At 66.9% G+C, this 16,119-nt stretch carries 20 protein-coding genes; 10 read left to right on the forward strand and 10 right to left on the reverse strand.

All coding sequences use genetic code 11. The features are described from left to right. Positions 1 to 63 precede the first annotated feature (63 nt). Genes ACK4OE_RS08675 through ACK4OE_RS08690 form a run of 4 tightly spaced genes read right to left on the reverse strand, consistent with a single transcriptional unit; the run spans position 64 to position 3,378 of the window. A complete protein-coding gene (locus ACK4OE_RS08675; RefSeq protein ID WP_409884348.1) occupies positions 64 to 1,011 on the reverse strand; it encodes a hydroxymethylglutaryl-CoA lyase in 948 nt (315 codons plus the stop codon). A gap of 4 nt (positions 1,012 to 1,015) precedes the next feature. Then, on the reverse strand, positions 1,016 to 1,768 hold the full coding sequence (locus ACK4OE_RS08680) for a nitroreductase (protein ID WP_409884349.1): 753 nt from the start codon (positions 1,766 to 1,768) through the stop codon (positions 1,016 to 1,018). A 14-nt stretch (positions 1,769 to 1,782) separates the two neighbouring features. Continuing rightward, positions 1,783 to 2,199, reverse strand: a complete 417-nt coding sequence (locus ACK4OE_RS08685) for a polyhydroxyalkanoic acid system family protein (protein ID WP_409884350.1) — start codon at positions 2,197 to 2,199, stop codon at positions 1,783 to 1,785. Positions 2,200 to 2,220: 21 nt separating this feature from the next. Then, positions 2,221 to 3,378, reverse strand: a complete 1,158-nt coding sequence (locus tag ACK4OE_RS08690) for an aminopeptidase (RefSeq protein ID WP_409884351.1) — start codon at positions 3,376 to 3,378, stop codon at positions 2,221 to 2,223. Positions 3,379 to 3,462: 84 nt separating this feature from the next. On the opposite strand from ACK4OE_RS08690, the gene ACK4OE_RS08695 reads away from it, so the two are divergent. Continuing rightward, complete coding sequence (locus ACK4OE_RS08695; RefSeq protein WP_409884352.1) at positions 3,463 to 4,128, forward strand: DNA-3-methyladenine glycosylase I; 666 nt, start codon at positions 3,463 to 3,465, stop codon at positions 4,126 to 4,128. Positions 4,129 to 4,132: 4 nt separating this feature from the next. On the opposite strand, the gene ACK4OE_RS08700 is transcribed toward ACK4OE_RS08695, so the two are convergent. The 6 genes from ACK4OE_RS08700 to phnF form a co-directional block, all read right to left on the reverse strand. After that, positions 4,133 to 5,335: an MFS transporter gene (locus ACK4OE_RS08700; protein ID WP_409884353.1), complete on the reverse strand. Its 1,203-nt coding sequence runs from the start codon at positions 5,333 to 5,335 to the stop codon at positions 4,133 to 4,135. Positions 5,336 to 5,426: 91 nt separating this feature from the next. Continuing rightward, the gene (arsH, locus tag ACK4OE_RS08705; RefSeq protein WP_409884355.1) at positions 5,427 to 6,188 is read right to left on the reverse strand and encodes an arsenical resistance protein ArsH; all 762 of its coding nucleotides are present in this window, start codon (positions 6,186 to 6,188) and stop codon (positions 5,427 to 5,429) included. After that, positions 6,166 to 6,588 carry an arsenate reductase (glutaredoxin) gene (gene arsC, locus ACK4OE_RS08710; RefSeq protein ID WP_409884357.1) on the reverse strand — a complete coding sequence of 141 codons (423 nt, stop codon included), beginning with the start codon at positions 6,586 to 6,588 and terminating at the stop codon, positions 6,166 to 6,168. The genes arsH and arsC overlap by 23 nt, the downstream gene beginning before the upstream one ends. 44 nt (positions 6,589 to 6,632) lie before the next feature. Then, positions 6,633 to 7,238, reverse strand: coding sequence for a phosphonate metabolism protein/1,5-bisphosphokinase (PRPP-forming) PhnN (gene phnN / locus ACK4OE_RS08715; protein ID WP_409884360.1), 606 nt, complete (start codon positions 7,236 to 7,238; stop codon positions 6,633 to 6,635). Beyond that, the gene (locus ACK4OE_RS08720) at positions 7,235 to 7,963 is read right to left on the reverse strand and encodes a DUF1045 domain-containing protein (RefSeq protein WP_409884362.1); all 729 of its coding nucleotides are present in this window, start codon (positions 7,961 to 7,963) and stop codon (positions 7,235 to 7,237) included. The genes phnN and ACK4OE_RS08720 overlap by 4 nt, the downstream gene beginning before the upstream one ends. Continuing rightward, entirely contained in the window at positions 7,950 to 8,732 is a 783-nt protein-coding gene (gene phnF / locus ACK4OE_RS08725; protein ID WP_409884364.1) for a phosphonate metabolism transcriptional regulator PhnF, read from the reverse strand. Before phnF ends, ACK4OE_RS08720 begins: the two co-directional genes overlap by 14 nt. Positions 8,733 to 8,807: 75 nt before the next feature. Between phnF and phnG the strand changes: the two genes are divergently transcribed. The 9 genes from phnG (at position 8,808) to phnC (ending at position 16,084) form a co-directional block, all read left to right on the forward strand. Continuing rightward, on the forward strand, positions 8,808 to 9,320 hold the full coding sequence (gene phnG, locus ACK4OE_RS08730) for a phosphonate C-P lyase system protein PhnG (RefSeq protein ID WP_409884366.1): 513 nt from the start codon (positions 8,808 to 8,810) through the stop codon (positions 9,318 to 9,320). Beyond that, positions 9,317 to 9,958 carry a phosphonate C-P lyase system protein PhnH gene (gene phnH / locus ACK4OE_RS08735; RefSeq protein WP_409884368.1) on the forward strand — a complete coding sequence of 214 codons (642 nt, stop codon included), beginning with the start codon at positions 9,317 to 9,319 and terminating at the stop codon, positions 9,956 to 9,958. The genes phnG and phnH overlap by 4 nt, the downstream gene beginning before the upstream one ends. A 2-nt stretch (positions 9,959 to 9,960) precedes the next feature. Next, positions 9,961 to 11,073: a carbon-phosphorus lyase complex subunit PhnI gene (locus tag ACK4OE_RS08740; protein WP_409884369.1), complete on the forward strand. Its 1,113-nt coding sequence runs from the start codon at positions 9,961 to 9,963 to the stop codon at positions 11,071 to 11,073. After that, entirely contained in the window at positions 11,070 to 11,990 is a 921-nt protein-coding gene (locus ACK4OE_RS08745; RefSeq protein ID WP_409884371.1) for an alpha-D-ribose 1-methylphosphonate 5-phosphate C-P-lyase PhnJ, read from the forward strand. Before ACK4OE_RS08740 ends, ACK4OE_RS08745 begins: the two co-directional genes overlap by 4 nt. After that, positions 11,987 to 12,448, forward strand: a complete 462-nt coding sequence (locus ACK4OE_RS08750) for an N-acetyltransferase family protein (protein WP_409884373.1) — start codon at positions 11,987 to 11,989, stop codon at positions 12,446 to 12,448. Before ACK4OE_RS08745 ends, ACK4OE_RS08750 begins: the two co-directional genes overlap by 4 nt. Continuing rightward, positions 12,445 to 13,233 carry a phosphonate C-P lyase system protein PhnK gene (gene phnK, locus ACK4OE_RS08755; RefSeq protein ID WP_291438187.1) on the forward strand — a complete coding sequence of 263 codons (789 nt, stop codon included), beginning with the start codon at positions 12,445 to 12,447 and terminating at the stop codon, positions 13,231 to 13,233. The genes ACK4OE_RS08750 and phnK overlap by 4 nt, the downstream gene beginning before the upstream one ends. Beyond that, a complete protein-coding gene (gene phnL, locus ACK4OE_RS08760) occupies positions 13,230 to 13,955 on the forward strand; it encodes a phosphonate C-P lyase system protein PhnL (protein WP_409884375.1) in 726 nt (241 codons plus the stop codon). Before phnK ends, phnL begins: the two co-directional genes overlap by 4 nt. Continuing rightward, positions 13,952 to 15,106 (forward strand): alpha-D-ribose 1-methylphosphonate 5-triphosphate diphosphatase, encoded by a 1,155-nt coding sequence (locus ACK4OE_RS08765; protein WP_409884376.1) that lies wholly within the window; start codon positions 13,952 to 13,954, stop codon positions 15,104 to 15,106. Before phnL ends, ACK4OE_RS08765 begins: the two co-directional genes overlap by 4 nt. Positions 15,107 to 15,223: 117 nt before the next feature. After that, positions 15,224 to 16,084 carry a phosphonate ABC transporter ATP-binding protein gene (gene phnC / locus ACK4OE_RS08770; RefSeq protein ID WP_409884377.1) on the forward strand — a complete coding sequence of 287 codons (861 nt, stop codon included), beginning with the start codon at positions 15,224 to 15,226 and terminating at the stop codon, positions 16,082 to 16,084. Positions 16,085 to 16,119 lie beyond the last annotated feature (35 nt).

Below are 16,119 nucleotides of genomic sequence, written 5' to 3' on the forward strand. Positions count from 1 at the left end.
TCGGCGGTTTTCCCCAAAAAAAATGGCGACCCTGGTCGCCATTTTTGTTGAACGGGGGTGTGCCTACACGTGGGCCTGAGCCCACCCCTTTGGGAGCCCCGCCTCCGGTGTCATGCCGTAGATCGGCTCGCCCGGCAGCCCTGCCCGCAGCGGCGCGCGTGCAGCCATGAGGCGTTCCAGGTCCACGCTGGTGGCAACCCCCATGGCCTCGAACATGAACACCAGGTCTTCGGTCACCACGTTGCCAGATGCACCCGGCGCATAGGGGCAGCCGCCCAACCCGCCCAGCGATGCGTCAAACGTGCGCACCCCAACGTCGTAAGCCGCCAGGCAGTTGGCCAGTCCCTGCCCCCGGGTGTTGTGCATGTGTGCCGCCCCCGCTTTGGTGCCCAACTCGGCTTGCAGGCGGGTGAACAGGCGGCGCACTTGCGCCGGGTTGGCCATGCCAGTGGTGTCCGACAGGCCTACCTCGTCGGCCCCCGCGCCGGCGCATTGCGTGGCCAGCCAGATCACATCGTCCTCAGGCACCAGGCCCTGCAGGGTGCAGCCAAATGCCGTCGACACACCCACCTCCACCAGCACGCCCGGTGCCACGTCGTTGCGCCATTGCGCCACGGCCCGCACCTCGTGCACCATGGCCTCGCGCGTCTTGCGCACGTTGGCCAGCGAATGGGCCGCGCTGGCGGAAACGGGCAGCGTCACCTTGTGCACCCCCGCTGCAATGGCCGCCTGGGCGCCGCGCAGGTTGGGGGCCAGCGCCATCACTGTGACGCCGGGGTGGGTGAGCGTGTGGCGCACCACCTCGGCCACGTCGGCCATCTGCGGCAACAGGCGCGCGGGCACAAACGAGCCCACTTCAATCTCGCGCAGGCCAGCGGCCACCAGGGCGTCAATCCAGCGCAGCTTGTCGGCCGTGGGCATGGTGGCCTTCACTGACTGCAGCCCGTCGCGCGGGCCGACTTCGCTGATGAGCACCGTATCCGGCAGCGAAGGGATGGCACCTGCAGTCATGGGGTTAGTCCCTCCACACCACGCTGCTCGTCACATCAGCCCGTGTGGTCCGAAACTGGTTGGCTGCGTGCGCCAGGTCGGGCAGGCCAAACGAGATGCCACACACAATGCTGCGGTCATCGCCAATGCCCAGCACCTCGCGCAACACGCCTGGGTACGCCGCCAGCGCAGCCTGTGCGATGGAGCCCACCCCCAGGCTGTGCGCGGCCAGCATGAAGCTGCTCACATAAGCACCGCAGTCCACCGCGCCATACACGCCCAGCGCCTCGTCGCTGGTGACGATGCCTACATGCGGCGCGCCAAACATGGTGAAGTTCTGCGCGGCCTGGCGGGCCGATGCCTCGCGGTCGCCCTTGGCAATGCCCAGCGCTTCGTACAACCCCCAGCCACATTCGCGCCGCCGATCCTGGTACACGCCGCGGTATTCGCGCGGCCAGGGCAGGTCGGGGCTGGGTGCAGCGGTGGCCACGTGCGCCTGCAGCGTGCTGCGCAGGCGTTCCAGGGTGTTTCCGCTGGCGATGTGCAGCTGCCAGGGCTGCGCATTGCACCACGATGCTGTGCGCTGCGCGGTGGCCAGCATGCGGTCTATGGTTGCACGGGGCAGGGCGTTGGGCAAAAACGCGCGGCAGCTGTAGCGGGTGTGGAGCAGGTCCGACAGGGTTTGGAAGGCGGCACTGTCTGCGGCATGGTCTGATGCGGTGGCCGTCGCCGCTGCTGCCTGCACAGTGGGGATCGGTGTTGTGTTCGAGGCGGCCATGCTGGGCGCTGCCTCTAGGCTTTCTTGGCCTTGGCAGCGTGCTTGGCCGCCGCCTTTTTAGACTCGGCATCTGCCACTTTTTCCGCCTTGTCTTTCTTCTTGCCAGCACTGGCCGCAGCGGTCTTTTTGGCAGCGGGGTGGGGTGCGTTCAGCAGTGCGTCCAGCTGCTCGCCAATTTCGGATTCGATGCGGTCCTTGAACGCGCCGAACAGAAAGCCGAGTTGGGCCTTCATTTCAAACTGCGTGGCGTCCACCAGCAGCGTGCCCTTGACGCCCGAGCGGGTGAAGGTCAGCAAGTCCTCCGTCTCGCCCTCTTCGTAGGTGCACTCCATGTCGAACTTCTCTTCGGCCTTCTCGGCCCACGAAAAGGCTACTTTGCGGGCTTCCTTGAAGCCCAGTTGGTGGTCGCGGTGGATGTGAATGTCTGGCACGGGGCGTCTCCTTGGTGCGTGTTATGGGGCTTTGTTGGGGGTTGGCAGCTGGGCGCGCAGGGTGTCGTGGCGCTGCGGCAGCGGCTGCAGGGTCAGTTGTCGCACCGCATCATAAAACCGGGGCCAGTCGCGGCCCTCGCGCTCGAACAGGGCTTCGAACGCGGGTACCAGCTCGTCGTACGCGGCCTGGGCGGCAAAACTGGCATTGTTGGCCTTGGCCACCCAGCGGTCGTAGCCTGCCACCTGCGCCGTGGTGGCCAGCGGCGCGGTGCCTGCGGGCGCGGCCAGCCACTGCGCGCGCAGCATGGCGTAGTCGGCGTAGAACTGCTGCATTGCTTCTGTTTTCATAGCTGCTAGCGCTTTACCATCAAGCGCTAGAGCCTCTTTTTGTTCATAAACTGCGGCCAGCCTTGCCCGGGTGGCCCGCGTCAGCGCGCGAAAGGCGCTGCGCCGCGCCTCGCTGGTAGCAAACGCCGCCCGCGCCTCGGGGGTGGACTGTGTAGACAACCACTGCGCAATGCCGATGCGCTCCACCGCTGTGGCAAAAGATTCGTTGAACAAGGTGTCGTCCTTGGCATAGACGACCTGGTGCGCCAGTTCGTGGAACAGCAGGCGCACAAAATCGCCTTCGGGCCAGGCAATGAAGGTGGACAGCAGCGGGTCGCCGCCGGCCCAGTTCATGTAGCCCAGCGTGGAGTACGCGGGCACGCCGTACACCTCCACCTCCAGGCCCTGTGCGGCCAACTCGGCTGCCTCGGCCTGCGCGTCGGCCTCGGTGAAATAGCCGCGGTAGCCGATGCAGCCCGTGACCGGGAAACACCAGGTGTGCAGTGTCAGCGCATAGGGTGGCGCGGCCACCACGTTCCACACGGCGGCGGGGCGTTTGAGGTCCGCATAGCGGCGATAGCTGGCGTTGTCGGGCAGGCCCAGCTCGGCCACAGCAAAGGCGCGGGCCCGCTGCGCAAGCTGCAGCCGCTCGCGCAGGGCGGGTGAAATGTCGGGGCGGGCAATCCACCGGTCGATGGGCTCGGCCGCGTGCATCAGCTGCATGTGGCCGCGCACCGATTGCCAGTAGTACCCCAAAGCGCTGGTGGGGCCGGTGGTGCTGGCGCAGCCCGCCAGGGTCAGGCAGATCAGCAGGGCGGGCAAGGGACGCAGGCGAAGAATGGGCAGGCGCATGGGGGCAGTTTATGGGCAGATCCAAAGGCCTTGTGCCAACGCGTTGTCAGCAGCTTGGCCTGGCCGGTTTCTAGAATGCAGCGCATGACTGCTGAACCCACCCCAGAACCGCAGGCCTTGCCCGAAGGCCTGTTTGCCGACGAGGCCGGTTGCCCGCGCTGCACCTGGTGCCAGGCCACGCCGTTTTACCGCCAGTACCACGACAGCGAATGGGGCTTCCCGGTGGCGGACGACCGCAGGCTGTTTGAAAAGATCTGCCTGGAGGGCTTTCAGTCGGGGCTGAGCTGGCTCACCATCCTGAACAAGCGCGAGGGTTTTCGTGCAGCGTTTGCCAACTTTGATGCTGAAAAGGTCGCCGCGTTTGAAGCGCATGACGTGGAGCGCCTGGTGCAGGACGCTGCCATCGTGCGGCACCGCGGCAAGATCATCTCCACCATCAACAACGCCCAGCGTGTGCTGGAGCTCCGGCGCGAGTTTGGCTCGCTCGCGCACTACGTGTGGCGGTATGAACCCGCTGCCGCCGACCGGCCCGAGCGCATCACGCGCGAAGTGGCGCGCACGCTGTCCACCTCGGCCGCGTCCATCGCCATGTCCAAAGACCTTAAAAAGCGCGGCTGGACCTTTGTGGGCCCCACCACGGTGTATGCCTTCATGCAGGCGATGGGGTTGGTCAACGACCACCTGGAGGGCTGCCACACGCGTGAGCTGGCTCTGAAGGCCCGGGCGGATTTTGTGGTGCCCCGCAGCTGACGGATTATTTATTTGCCACGGGCCGCAGCGCCCACAGTGCGATCAGCGCGGCCACACCCAGCAGCGTTGTAAGCCACACGGCCGCTGCCCCCACACCGTCGAGCAGCATGCCAAACAGCACTGGCGCAAACGCCTGTGCCACACGGGCGGGCACCATCATCAGCCCCTGGCGCGCGCCGTAGCCTGCCGGGCCGAACAGCACCAGCGGCAGCGTGCCCTTGGCAATGGTCAGAATGCCGTTGCCCGCGCCGTGCAGCACGGTAAACACTGCCGCAGCGGGCCCGCCCACCACCATCAGGATGGCAGCGCCCACCGGGTGGGCGGCAGCCGCCAGCTGGGCCGACATCAGCGGATGCACACGGCGCAGCAGGCCAAATTCCAGCAGACGCGCCACCACCTGCGCGGGGCCTACCAGCGCTGCAATGGCCACGGCCGTCTGCAGCGATGTGCCACTGGCTTGCAGCAGGCGCGGCAAGTGCGCGGCCATGGCTGTGCTGGTGAACCAGGTCACCGCAAACACAAATGACAGCAGCACGGTGGCGCGCAAGGTGCTGGGCGGTGGTGTTGTTGAATTGTTGGCGGCGGATGCCGATCCCGATGCGGCTTGCAGTGCGGCATCTGGAGCATCGTGCTGCACAGGCGGTTGCACACGCGGCAGCCAGCCATTGAGCGGCACGCCCAACAACAGGTGCAGCACCGCCCACCCAAAACACGCGCCGCGCCAGCCCCATTGCACCTCCATCCAGGCCGACAGCGGCCAGCCTACCGTGCTGGCAAAGCCCGCAATCAGTGTGATGCCGGTGATGGCGCCGCGCGCGCCCTGGCCGTACAGCCGCACCAGCGTGGCAAAGGCCGCCTCGTACAGGCCCGACCCCATGGCCACCCCCATCAGCACCCAGGCGGCGAACAGGCCCACGGGGCCCTGTGCCAGCGCCATGCCTGCCAACGCTGCCGAAAACAGCAGATTGGTGCCCGCCAGCACCGGCCGCCCGCCATGCTGGTCGATGGCCCGGCCTGCCAGGGGGCCGAGCAGCGCTGACACGATGAGCGCTACCGAAAACGCTGCAAACACCGTGGGCGTGGCCACCCCCAGGTCGCGTGCCATGGGCACGGCCAGCATGGCTGGCAGGTAGTACGACGAGGCCCAGGCCAGCGTCTGGGCCGTGCCCAGGCGTGCCACGGCCCAGCGTTGGGAGGAGGCTGTCATGCCGTTGATGGCGCGAGCAAAATGAACAGCGCCGCGGCTTCGGCAGGCTCAGCCCGAACGGTGTTTGGTGTCACGGGTCGAGGAGCGGGCATCAAACCGCCTTGGGCTGGTTCACCCGGCGCGACAGTTCCTCCGCGCTCTCCTTGCGCTCGCTGTAGCGGTCCACCAGGTAGGGCGCTACGTCGCGCGTGAGCAAAGTGAACTTGAACAGCTCTTCCATCACGTCCACCACGCGGTCGTAGTAAGCCGACGGTTTCATGCGGTCATCGTCGCCAAACTCCTGAAACGCCTTGGCCACCGACGACTGGTTGGGGATGGTGAGCATGCGCATCCACCGGCCCAGCACGCGCATCTGGTTGACGGCATTGAACGACTGCGAGCCGCCGCTCACCTGCATCACTGCCAGCGTCTTGCCCTGTGTGGGCCGCACTGCGCCCACGGCCAGCGGTATCCAGTCGATCTGCGTTTTCATGATGCCGGTCATGGCGCCATGGCGCTCGGGCGAGCACCACACCATGCCCTCGGCCCATTGGGCCAGGTGGCGCAGCTCCTGCACCTTGGGGTGGGTGTCTGGGGCGTCGTCGGCCAGCGGCAGCCCGCTGGGATTGAAGATGCGCACTTCGCCGCCCATGACCGTCAGCAGGCGCGCGGCCTCTTCGGTCACCAGGCGGCTGAACGAACGCGCGCGCAGCGATCCATACAGCAGCAAGAAGCGCGGTGCATGGGTGCTTGGCTGCGGTGGCTGCAGCTGCGCTACGGCAGGCACGCGGAAGAGGGCAGCTTGCAGCTGCGGCAGGTCCGCAAGGTCCGGGGGGTGGGTAGCGGCGGCCTCAGACACGTTCGCCCTTCGCATTGACCACCACCTGGCCGTCTTCCTTGGTGAAAGCGCCTTGCTGCGGCGCGGGCAAGATGTCCAGCACCACTTCTGACGGGCGGCACAGCCGCGTGCCCAGCGGCGTGACCACGATGGGGCGGTTGATGAGGATGGGGTGCTGCAGCATCGCGTCGATGAGCTGCTCGTCCGTGACGCCAGGGGCGCCCAGTTGCAGCTCGGTAAACACGGCCTCCTTGGCGCGCACGGCGTTGATCATCGGCTCGCCCGTGGCTGCAATCAGCGCCACCAGCGTGGCACGGTCGGGTGGGGTTTTAAGGTATTCAATGACCTCGGGCTCCACGCCGCTGTTGCGGATCAAGGCCAGCGCGTTGCGGGATGTACCGCATTTGGGGTTGTGATAGATGGTGATGGCGGTCATGGGGCGCTGTGGATGGCTGACGGGATGGCGTGGGTTACGCGGGGTTACGAATAGGCGGGTTGCTGGCGTGAAAGTTTGCCACTGTGCAGGGGCCAGCCTGGTAACTGCTCCAGCGCGTTCAGTAGCTGCTGGCCTGCATCGCTCAGCGCGCCGTCGTTGTGCACTTCCAGGCTGGCAGAACCTAGGGGCGGTGTGTAGGCCATGGCCCGTTGCACGCGGGCCTCCACTTGCTCAGGAGTCTCGCGGCCCCGCGACAGTAGTCGCTGGCGCAGCACCTGGGGGCTGGCGGTGATGTGCACCGCTACGAGGTTCTGGAAGCGTGCCAGGGCCTCAGGAAGGTAGGCGCGCGAGCCGTTGAGCAGCACCCAGTGGCCTTGTGCCAGCGGTGCCAGTTGCGCATGCCGCACGCCGTAGCCCAGGCCATTGGCCTCCCAGTGCAGGGCAAAGGCCTGTTCGTGGCGCAACCCAGCAAACGCTTCGGGCGAAACGCTTTCATGGGCTTCGCCGCCAGGCGCTGCTGTACGGCTGATGGTACGCTGCGCCCAGTGCACGGGGCAGGGCTGGGGCAGGTGAGCCCGCAACCAGTCCAGCAGGCTGTCCTTGCCCGCACCCGAGGGGCCCATGCAGTAGATCAGGCGGCCTGGTGTCATGCGCCCATCTCCAGGTGGTCCAGCAGCACAAGGTCGGCGCCGTGCGTGGGCTCTGCGAACAAGGCCAGGCTGTTGAACTTCAGGATGGGAAGGTCCGAGAAGAACTCTTGCGCGGCATCGAGCACCAGCGCCTGCGTCTGTGTGTCCACCTGCGCCAGGCTGCCGGTGAGCGACATGTGAAAGCGGAACTCGTCCAGCACAAACGGATAGCCCCATTGCTGCAGCAGGGCGTCCTGCCGGGCGGTGAGCCCGGCCGCGCGGCGCCGGGCGAGGTCGGCGTCGGACAGTGGCGCTGCCAAGGGCTGCAGCGCCGTCACGCAGGTGGCAGCGGTCTCCTGTATCTGTGCATTGGCCGGGTGCAACGCCGGGGGCACTAGCGCCAGGAAGTCATCAATGCGTTGCACCTGCAGGGGCGGCAGCACAAAGGGTTGCAGCCCGCGCGCCACAGCCTGCACGGCCTGGTGCAGCGTGATCCAGTCGGTGCCGGGTGCCAGCTCAAAAGGTGCCTTGAGCGTGGCGTGCCAGCCATAGCGGCGGGGCGCCGCAGTCAGGCGGTGCAGGGCGTCCGCCGCAACGCCTTCGATGGCGAGTTGCTGCAGGGGCTGCAGCAGCGCGGCGCAGCGCCCCAGCCAGTGGCTACCCGCCAGCCAGCCCAGACTGCCCGGGTTGGGTGCGAAATAGATCGCATAGCGGTGGTGTGTGGGTGGCATTTCAGGCGTGTTCATCGTGGTCAATGGTCAGTTTCACGCGGTCGCCCGCAAACCAGGCGCGCGCCCATTCGATGGGCGTGCCCGCCAGGTCCACGTTCAGGCTCTCCACTTGCAGCACGGGGCGTGACGTGGGCTGGCGCAGTTGGGCGGCCACTTCGGCGCTGGGCAGCTCGGCGGTGATGCGGCTTTCGCGGCGGGTGTAGTCGGCCACGCCATGGGCGGCAAACCCGGCGGTGATGGAGCCGGTATTGCGCACTACGTCCGCCAGTCCTGCGAAGCGGGGCAGGGGAAAGTAGCGCTCGCTCAGGTGCAGGGGCTGGCCCTCGGCCTCGCCCATCACGTGCAGCGCCAGAAGCGGGCTGCGTGCGGGCACCTGCAGGGCCTTGGCCAAGGCGGCAGTGGCGCGCACCGTCTGTTCTCCGAGCACCACCAGGCTGCCGCGCAACCCCGCCTGGGCCAGGCCCTGCTGGTGGCGCGTGCGTTTGCCCAGCACCAGGTCCACCGCGAAGTCTTCGACATAGGTGCCGCTGCCCTGCGTGATGCGCACCAGCCCCTGGCTGCACAGGCTGGCGAGAGAGCGGCGGATGGTGTGGCGGTTCACGCCGAACTGCTCGGCCAGCGCGTGTTCCGAAGGAAGTCGCTGGCCTGGGGCGTAGATGCCGCTGCCAATGGCCTCTGCCAGTTCAGTGGCGATACGTGTCCAGAAGCTGTCGCGCGCAGGGCGCAACGACGGCGAGGTTGGGGCCTGCAAGGAGGTCGAGAGGGTGGTAGTGCTGGCTGTCATGAAACCTACATGCGCGCTCTTTAAGCTGGCGCCAGTTGTTCAATTTGTCTATACAACTTTCAGGGTACCACTTCCATGTTTCAAGCCTTTGACAACCCAGGGCCAGATTGCCCCCTGGGCCGCGCGCAGTGGATGGCGCTGCTGGCCCGGGCGCCGCTGGGGCTGCTCGAATCCGCGTTGCAAGAGCATGCCACCCGCCCTGCGCGTTGGCTGCGTGCACCCGAGACCGGTCTGATGATGGTGCAGGGCCGCGCCGGTGGCACGGGCGAGCGCTTCAACCTGGGCGAGGTCACCGTGACCCGGTGTGCGCTGCGCGTGGCGAACCCATCGGACGCCGCCGAGGCTACCGTGGGCGTGGCCTATGTGCTGGGCCGCTCGCACCGTCAGGTGCAGTTGGCAGCACTGGCCGATGCGCTACTGCAAGACCCTGCACAGCAACCGGTGCTGGACGCTCAATTGCTGGAGCCGATCCGCACCCACCTGCGCCACACCCAGGCCGAGCGCCATGCGCGTGCCGCCAGTACCAAGGTGGACTTTTTCACCGTGGCGCGCGAGAGCGGTTCCGACAACGAGGAGGAGACCGAATGAGCACGACCCCTTTGGCATCACTGGGTGCCGGATTTTCGAATGAAGCCTTTGGCAGCCAGGCCGTGTTCCGCGCCGTGCTGCTGGCGCTGTCGCTCCCCGGCCGCACTGTGGCGGTAGAGCACGACGCGCAGACCCCGGCTGTGGGGCATGCCGCATCGGCTGCCGTGCTGCTGGCGCTGCTCGACAGCGACTGCACGTTGTGGCTATCGCCCCGCCTGGCGGCCAGCGATGCGGGGGCGTGGCTGCGCTTCCATACGGGCTGTACCTTGGTGGCCGACGCTGCGCTGGCCCGATTTGTGTGGGTGGCGCAGGGCGACGCCCTGCCTGCGCTGCACAGCCTGGCTCAGGGCAGTGACATCTACCCCGACCAGTCGGCGACCTGCGTGGTGGACGTGGCACGTACCGTTGCAACCATGGTGGACGCCCCTGGGGCATGGCAGTTGCGCGGACCTGGCATCCAGGACGTGGCGGCTTTGCAGGTGGACGGTTTGTCCGACGACTTCGAGGCCCAGTGGGCGGCCAACCACGCAGTGTTCCCGTGTGGTGTGGATGTGTTGTTGGGCACGGCGGGCCACATCGTGGGATTGCCGCGCACAACGCGGGCGACGCGCGGTGCCGCCGCCCTTCAGGAGGTCTGAGCATGTACGTTGCCGTCAAGGGCGGAGAAGCCGCCATTCTCAACAGCTACCAGTTGCTGGCCCGCCAGCGCCGGGGCGATACCGCACAGCCTGAACTGTCGGTGGCGCAGATCCGCCAGCAGCTCAAGCTAGCGGTGGACCGCGTCATGACTGAGGGATCGGTGTACGACCCCGAACTCGCGGCCCTGGCCATCAAGCAGGCGGCGGGCGACCTGGTGGAAGCCATCTTTTTGCTGCGCGCCTACCGCGCCACGCTGCCACGCCTGGGCGCCACCTGCCCGCTGGACACCAGCTGCATGGCGCTGGACCGGCGCATCTCCGCCACGTTCAAGGACCTGCCGGGCGGCCAGGTGCTGGGCCCCACGTACGACTACACGCAGCGCCTGCTCGACTTCGAACTGCTGGCCGAGGGCCCTGGGATGGAGTCTGCGGGCACTGCCGCAGCGCCATCCGCAACACCGCCAAGCCCCACGCCGCGTGTGGTGGACCTGCTCAACCACGAAGGCCTGATCGAGACCCGCCCCGTCCCACCGGGCGACCCTGCGCCCATGGACCTGACCCGCGAGCCACTGCGCTTCCCCGCCAGTCGGGCCACACGACTGCAAAACCTTGCGCGCGGGGATGAGGGCTTCTTGCTCGCCATGGCGTATTCCACGCAGCGCGGCTATTCGCACTCGCACCCCTTTGTGGGCGAGGTGCGCCTGGGCACGGTGGCGGTGGAGATCGAAACGGAAGAGCTGGGCTTTGCCATCGACATCGGCGACATCGAAATCACCGAATGCGAGATGGTGAACCAGTTTGCAGGCAGCAAGAGCCAGCCCCCGCAGTTCACGCGTGGCTACGGCCTGGCGTTTGGCCACAGCGAGCGCAAGGCGATGGCCATGAGCCTGGTGGACCGCGCCCTGCGCGCCGACGAGTTGGGTGAGCCGGTTGAGTCCCCCGCACAGATGCAGGAGTTTGTGCTGGGCCATAGCGACAGCCTCGAAGCCTCGGGCTTTGTGCAGCACCTGAAGCTGCCGCACTACGTGGACTTTCAGTCTGAGCTGGAGCTGGTGCGCAAGATGCGCGCCGATGTCGCCCACCCCAAAACCCCTGCTGAGGAGGATGCCGCATGAATGCGCCCATGGAACCCGCCGTAATGGGCCTGCCCGCCGACGCCACACCGGTGGACGGCCACTTCAACTTTGCCTACCTGGACGAGCGCACCAAGCGCATGATCCGCCGCGCCATCCTGAAGGCGGTGGCGATCCCCGGCTACCAGGTGCCCTTTGGCTCCCGCGAAATGCCGCTGCCCTATGGCTGGGGCACGGGCGGCATCCAGGTGACGGCATCCATCATCGGCCCGCAGGACTGCCTCAAGGTCATCGACCAGGGCTCGGACGACACGGTCAACGCGGTCAACATTCGCCGCTTCTTTGAGCGCACCACGGCGGTGGCCACCACCACCCGCACGCGCGATGCCACGCTGATTCAGACGCGCCACCGCATCCCTGAGACGCCACTGGCCGAAGGCCAGGTCATCGTCTACCAGGTGCCAGTGCCCGAGCCCATGCAGCGCCTGGAGCCGCGCGAGACCGAGACGCGCACGCTGCATGGCCTGGCCGAGTACGGGCTCATGCACGTCAAGCTCTACGAAGACATCGCACGCTACGGCCACATTGCCACCACCTATGACTACCCCGTGCTTGTGAACGGGCGGTACGTGATGGCGCCATCCCCCATCCCCAAGTTTGACAACCCCAAGATGCACATGAACCCCGCGCTGCAGCTGTTTGGTGCGGGCCGCGAAAAGCGCATCTACGCCGTGCCGCCTTACACGCCGGTGGAGAGTCTGGGTTTTGAGGACCACCCGTTCGAAGTGCAGCGCTGGGACGCTGCCTGCGCGCTGTGTGGCGCCACCGACAGCTTTCTGGACGAGGTCATCACCGATGACCAGGGCGGGCGCATGCATGTGTGTTCCGACTCGGACTATTGCCAGGAGCGCCAGGCGCAGCAAGCCGAATCAGCGCTGGTGGAAGGCGGGGCCGCATGAGCACCGTGCCCATTCGCGAAGCCCGGCGCGATGACCTGGAGAACGTACTGGCCCTGTATGCAGCCATTGAAGACAGCCCCGCAGATGTGCTGACCCTGGACGAAGCCCAGGCCGTTTGGGCCCAGTTTGCGCGCTACCCCAGCTACCGCTTGTGGGTGGCCTGTGACCCTGCGCAGCACGATGCGGTGGTGGGCACCTATGCGCTGCTCATCATGCACAACCTGGCCCACCGGGGGGCGCCGTCGGCCATCGTTGAAGACGTGGTGGTGGCACAGGACCAGCAGGGCCGTGGCATTGGGCGCCAGATGATGGCCCATGCGATGCAGCAGGCCCGCGAGGCCGGCTGCTACAAGCTCGCGCTCTCGTCCAACGCCCGCCGTGCGGGCGCCCATGCCTTTTATGAATCCCTCGGCTTTGCGCAGCATGGCCTGAGCTTTGTCGTCGAGACCCTCACATGAACCACCCCGAACCTGCTGCGCCGCTGCTGAGCGTGCGCAATGTCAGCAAGCGCTATGGCGACCGCGTGGCGCTGCAAGGCGCGTCCTTTGACCTGTGGCCTGGCGAAGTGCTCGCCGTGGTCGGCGAGTCGGGCTCCGGCAAGTCCACGCTGCTCAACGCCATTGCGGCGCGCAGCGCACCAGACGAAGGCACGGTGCAGTTCCGCCAGCGCAGTGGTGAGCTGCAAGACATCTACGCCATGACCGAAGCGCAGCAGCGTTTGCTGGCCCGCACCGACTGGGGTTTTGTGCACCAGAACGCGGCGGACGGCCTTCGCATGGATGTGTCGGCCGGCGCCAACGTGGGTGAGCGCCTGATGGGCCTGGGCGAGCGCCACTACGGCCGCCTGCGCGCCACAGCCACAGAATGGCTTCAGCGCGTGGAGATCGACGCCGCGCGCATCGACGATGCACCGCGCACCTTCTCGGGCGGTATGCGCCAGCGCCTGCAGATTGCGCGCAACCTGGTCACGCAGCCGCGCCTGGTGTTCATGGATGAACCCACCTCGGGCCTCGATGTATCGGTGCAGGCGCGCCTGTTGGACCTGCTGCGCCAGCTCACGCGGCAGATGCAGCTGGCGGCCATTGTGGTCACGCACGACCTGGCCGTGGCGCGCCTGCTGGCGCACCGCATGGTGGTCATGCAGCGCGGCCGCGTGGTGGAGGCGGGCTTGACCGACCAGGTGCTTGACGACCCGCAACACCCCTACACCCAGCTCCTCGTCTCTTCGGTACTGCAGCCATGAACAACACTTTTCCCATTCTTCAGATGCAAGGGGTGGCCAAGCGCTTCACCCTGCACCACCAGAACAGTATCGAGTTGCCGGTGCTGGAGCGCGTGGACCTGGCGGTGCAGCCGGGCGAATGTGTAGTGCTCGACGGCCCTTCGGGCATGGGCAAAAGTACGCTGCTCAAGATGATCTATGCCAACTATCGCGCCAATGCGGGCAGCATCACTGTGCGCTCCGCCGGTGGCACCGTGGTGGACGTGACGCAAGCCACGCCGCGTGCGCTGGTGCAGCTGCGGCGGGACACGGTGGGCTATGTGAGCCAGTTCCTTCGGGTCATCCCGCGCGTGTCGGCGCTGGACGTGGTGGCCGAGCCGCTGGCGGAAGACGCAGGCGACGACCCTGTGGGCATCGAGGCAGCGCGTGAGGCCGCCCGCCAGTGGCTGACCCGCCTGCGCATCCCCGAGCGGCTGTGGCATCTGCCGCCCGCCACCTTCTCCGGTGGTGAGCAGCAGCGCATCAACATTGCCCGCAACATGATCAAGCCCAAGCCGTTGCTGTTGCTGGACGAGCCCACCGCATCGCTCGACGCGGCCAACACCGAGACCGTGATTGCCATGATCCGCGAGGCCGTGGCGCGCGGCGCCGCCCTGGTGGGCATCTTTCACGATGCGCAGGTGGGTGCGGCAGTGGCCACGCGCCGCGTGAACGTGGGTGACTTCCGGGGAGCATCGGCATGACTGCGACCGTGTTCAAGAACGCCCGCATGGTGCTGCCGGGCGAAGTGGTGTTGGGCAGTCTGCATGTGGATACTGGGCGCATCGCGTCGGTGGACGGTGGTGGCACATCGGCCCTGCAGGGCATCGACCTGGGGGGTGACTACCTGCTGCCTGGGCTGGTGGAAATCCATACCGACAACTTCGAGCGCCACCTCATGCCGCGCCCCAAGGTGCAATGGGCCGAGATGCCTGCACTGCTGGCGCACGATGCCGAGATTGCGGCCGCAGGCATCACGACGGTGCTGGACGCGCTGGGCGTGGGCGAGGCCGATGTGGACAGCCTGCGTGGCAGCGCCTGGAACCGCGTGCTCAGCACCATCGACACCTGCACCAAACGCAACCTGCTGCGTGCCGACCACCACCTGCATGTGCGCTGCGAGCTGCCCGCACCCAACACCATCGACCTGTTCGAGCCCTTCCACGGCCACCCGCGCCTGTCGCTGATCTCGCTGATGGACCACACCCCGGGCCAGCGGCAGTGGGAGAACATCGAGCAGGCGCGCACCTACTACACCGGCAAAAAGGGCTGGAGCGCCGAAAAGTTCGAGCGTCAGGTGGCGCACGCGGCCACACTGCAGGCGCAGTACGCCGAGCCGCACCGGGCGTACTTTGTGGACTACTGTCGCACGCACGGCATCTCGCTGGCCAGCCACGACGACACAACGGTGGCCCATGTGGAGCAGGCCCATGCCGAAGGAGCTGCGATGTCGGAGTTCCCGACCACGCTGGCTGCAGCCCAGGCTGCGCACGAGCGCGGGCTGCTCACCGTGATGGGCGGGCCCAATGTAGTGCGGGGTGGTTCGCACTCGGGCAACGTGGCGGCGGCCGACCTGGCGCGCCGGGGGCTCTTGGACATCCTCTCGTCCGACTACGTGCCCGGCAGCCTGCTGAGCGCGGTGATGCGGCTGGTGCAGGACGACATCCTGCCCCTGCCACAGGCGGTAGCCACCGTCACCCGCAACCCCGCCAAGGCGGCGGGCATGGCGGACCGGGGCGAGCTGGCACCGGGCCTGCGTGCGGACCTGGTGCAGGTGCACATGGCCGAACTGCCCGATGGCGGCCGCCAAGCCGTGGTGCGCGGTGTTTGGCGCGAAGGACAGCGTGTGCTGTAAGCGCCTGCAGATTGCTCTCTGATTGACATCCAACCTTCTCCCAACTGTCAAAGCACTGTCACGCGTGACAACCACACTTCAGTTGTCTAGACGACTTAACCCCCTCAGGAGGCTGCCATGACCGCCGCACTGCACATCCATCAACTGAACAAGCATTTCGCCAACGGAAAACACGCCCTGCGTGATATCAACCTCACCGTGCAGAGCGGTGAGATGGTGGCGCTGATCGGAGCATCTGGCTCCGGCAAGTCCACCCTGCTGCGCCACGTGGCGGGCCTGGTGGTGGCCGACGCGGCCAGCGATTCGTTGATCGAGGTGGACGGCCGCTGCGTGCAGCAGGGTGGGCGCATCCACAGCGACATCCGCAAGGTGCGCTCGCAGGTGGGTTTTGTGTTCCAGCAGTTCAACCTGGTGGACCGCCTGCCGGTGCTGATGAATGTGCTGGTGGGCCTGCTGCATCGCACCCCCCGCTGGCGCGGTTGGCTGCGTATGTTCAAGCCGCACGAGCGCGCGCTGGCACTCGAAGCCCTGGGCCGTGTGGGCATTGCCGAGTGCCATGCACAGCGTGCCTCCACCTTGTCCGGCGGGCAGCAGCAGCGCGCGGCCATTGCGCGTACGCTGGTGCAGGGCGCCAAGGTGGTGCTGGCCGACGAGCCCATTGCCTCGCTGGACCCGGAGTCCTCGCGCAAGGTGATGGACATCCTGGCACGCATCAACCGCGAGGACCGTTGCACCGTCATCGTGTCCTTGCACCAGGTGGACGTGGCCATCAAATACTGCCCGCGCGTGGTGGCATTGCACCACGGCCAGGTGGTGTACGACGGCCCCTCTGCCGCACTCACACCCGCACTGCTGCGCAGCCTGTATGGCGTGCACGCCGACGAGATCCTGTCGGATGCAGCCGCTTCTCCTGCAGCGCCAGTGGCGGCGCCAATGCCCGCACCTCATTGGTCTCCCGCAATGGTCCAGGCTGCCTGAACGTACAGCTTTTTTCTGTTCCCCTTTTTTCGGAG

The sequence above is a fragment of the Acidovorax sp. genome (assembly GCF_046314175.1).
Classification (GTDB): Bacteria; Pseudomonadota; Gammaproteobacteria; order Burkholderiales; family Burkholderiaceae_C; genus Acidovorax.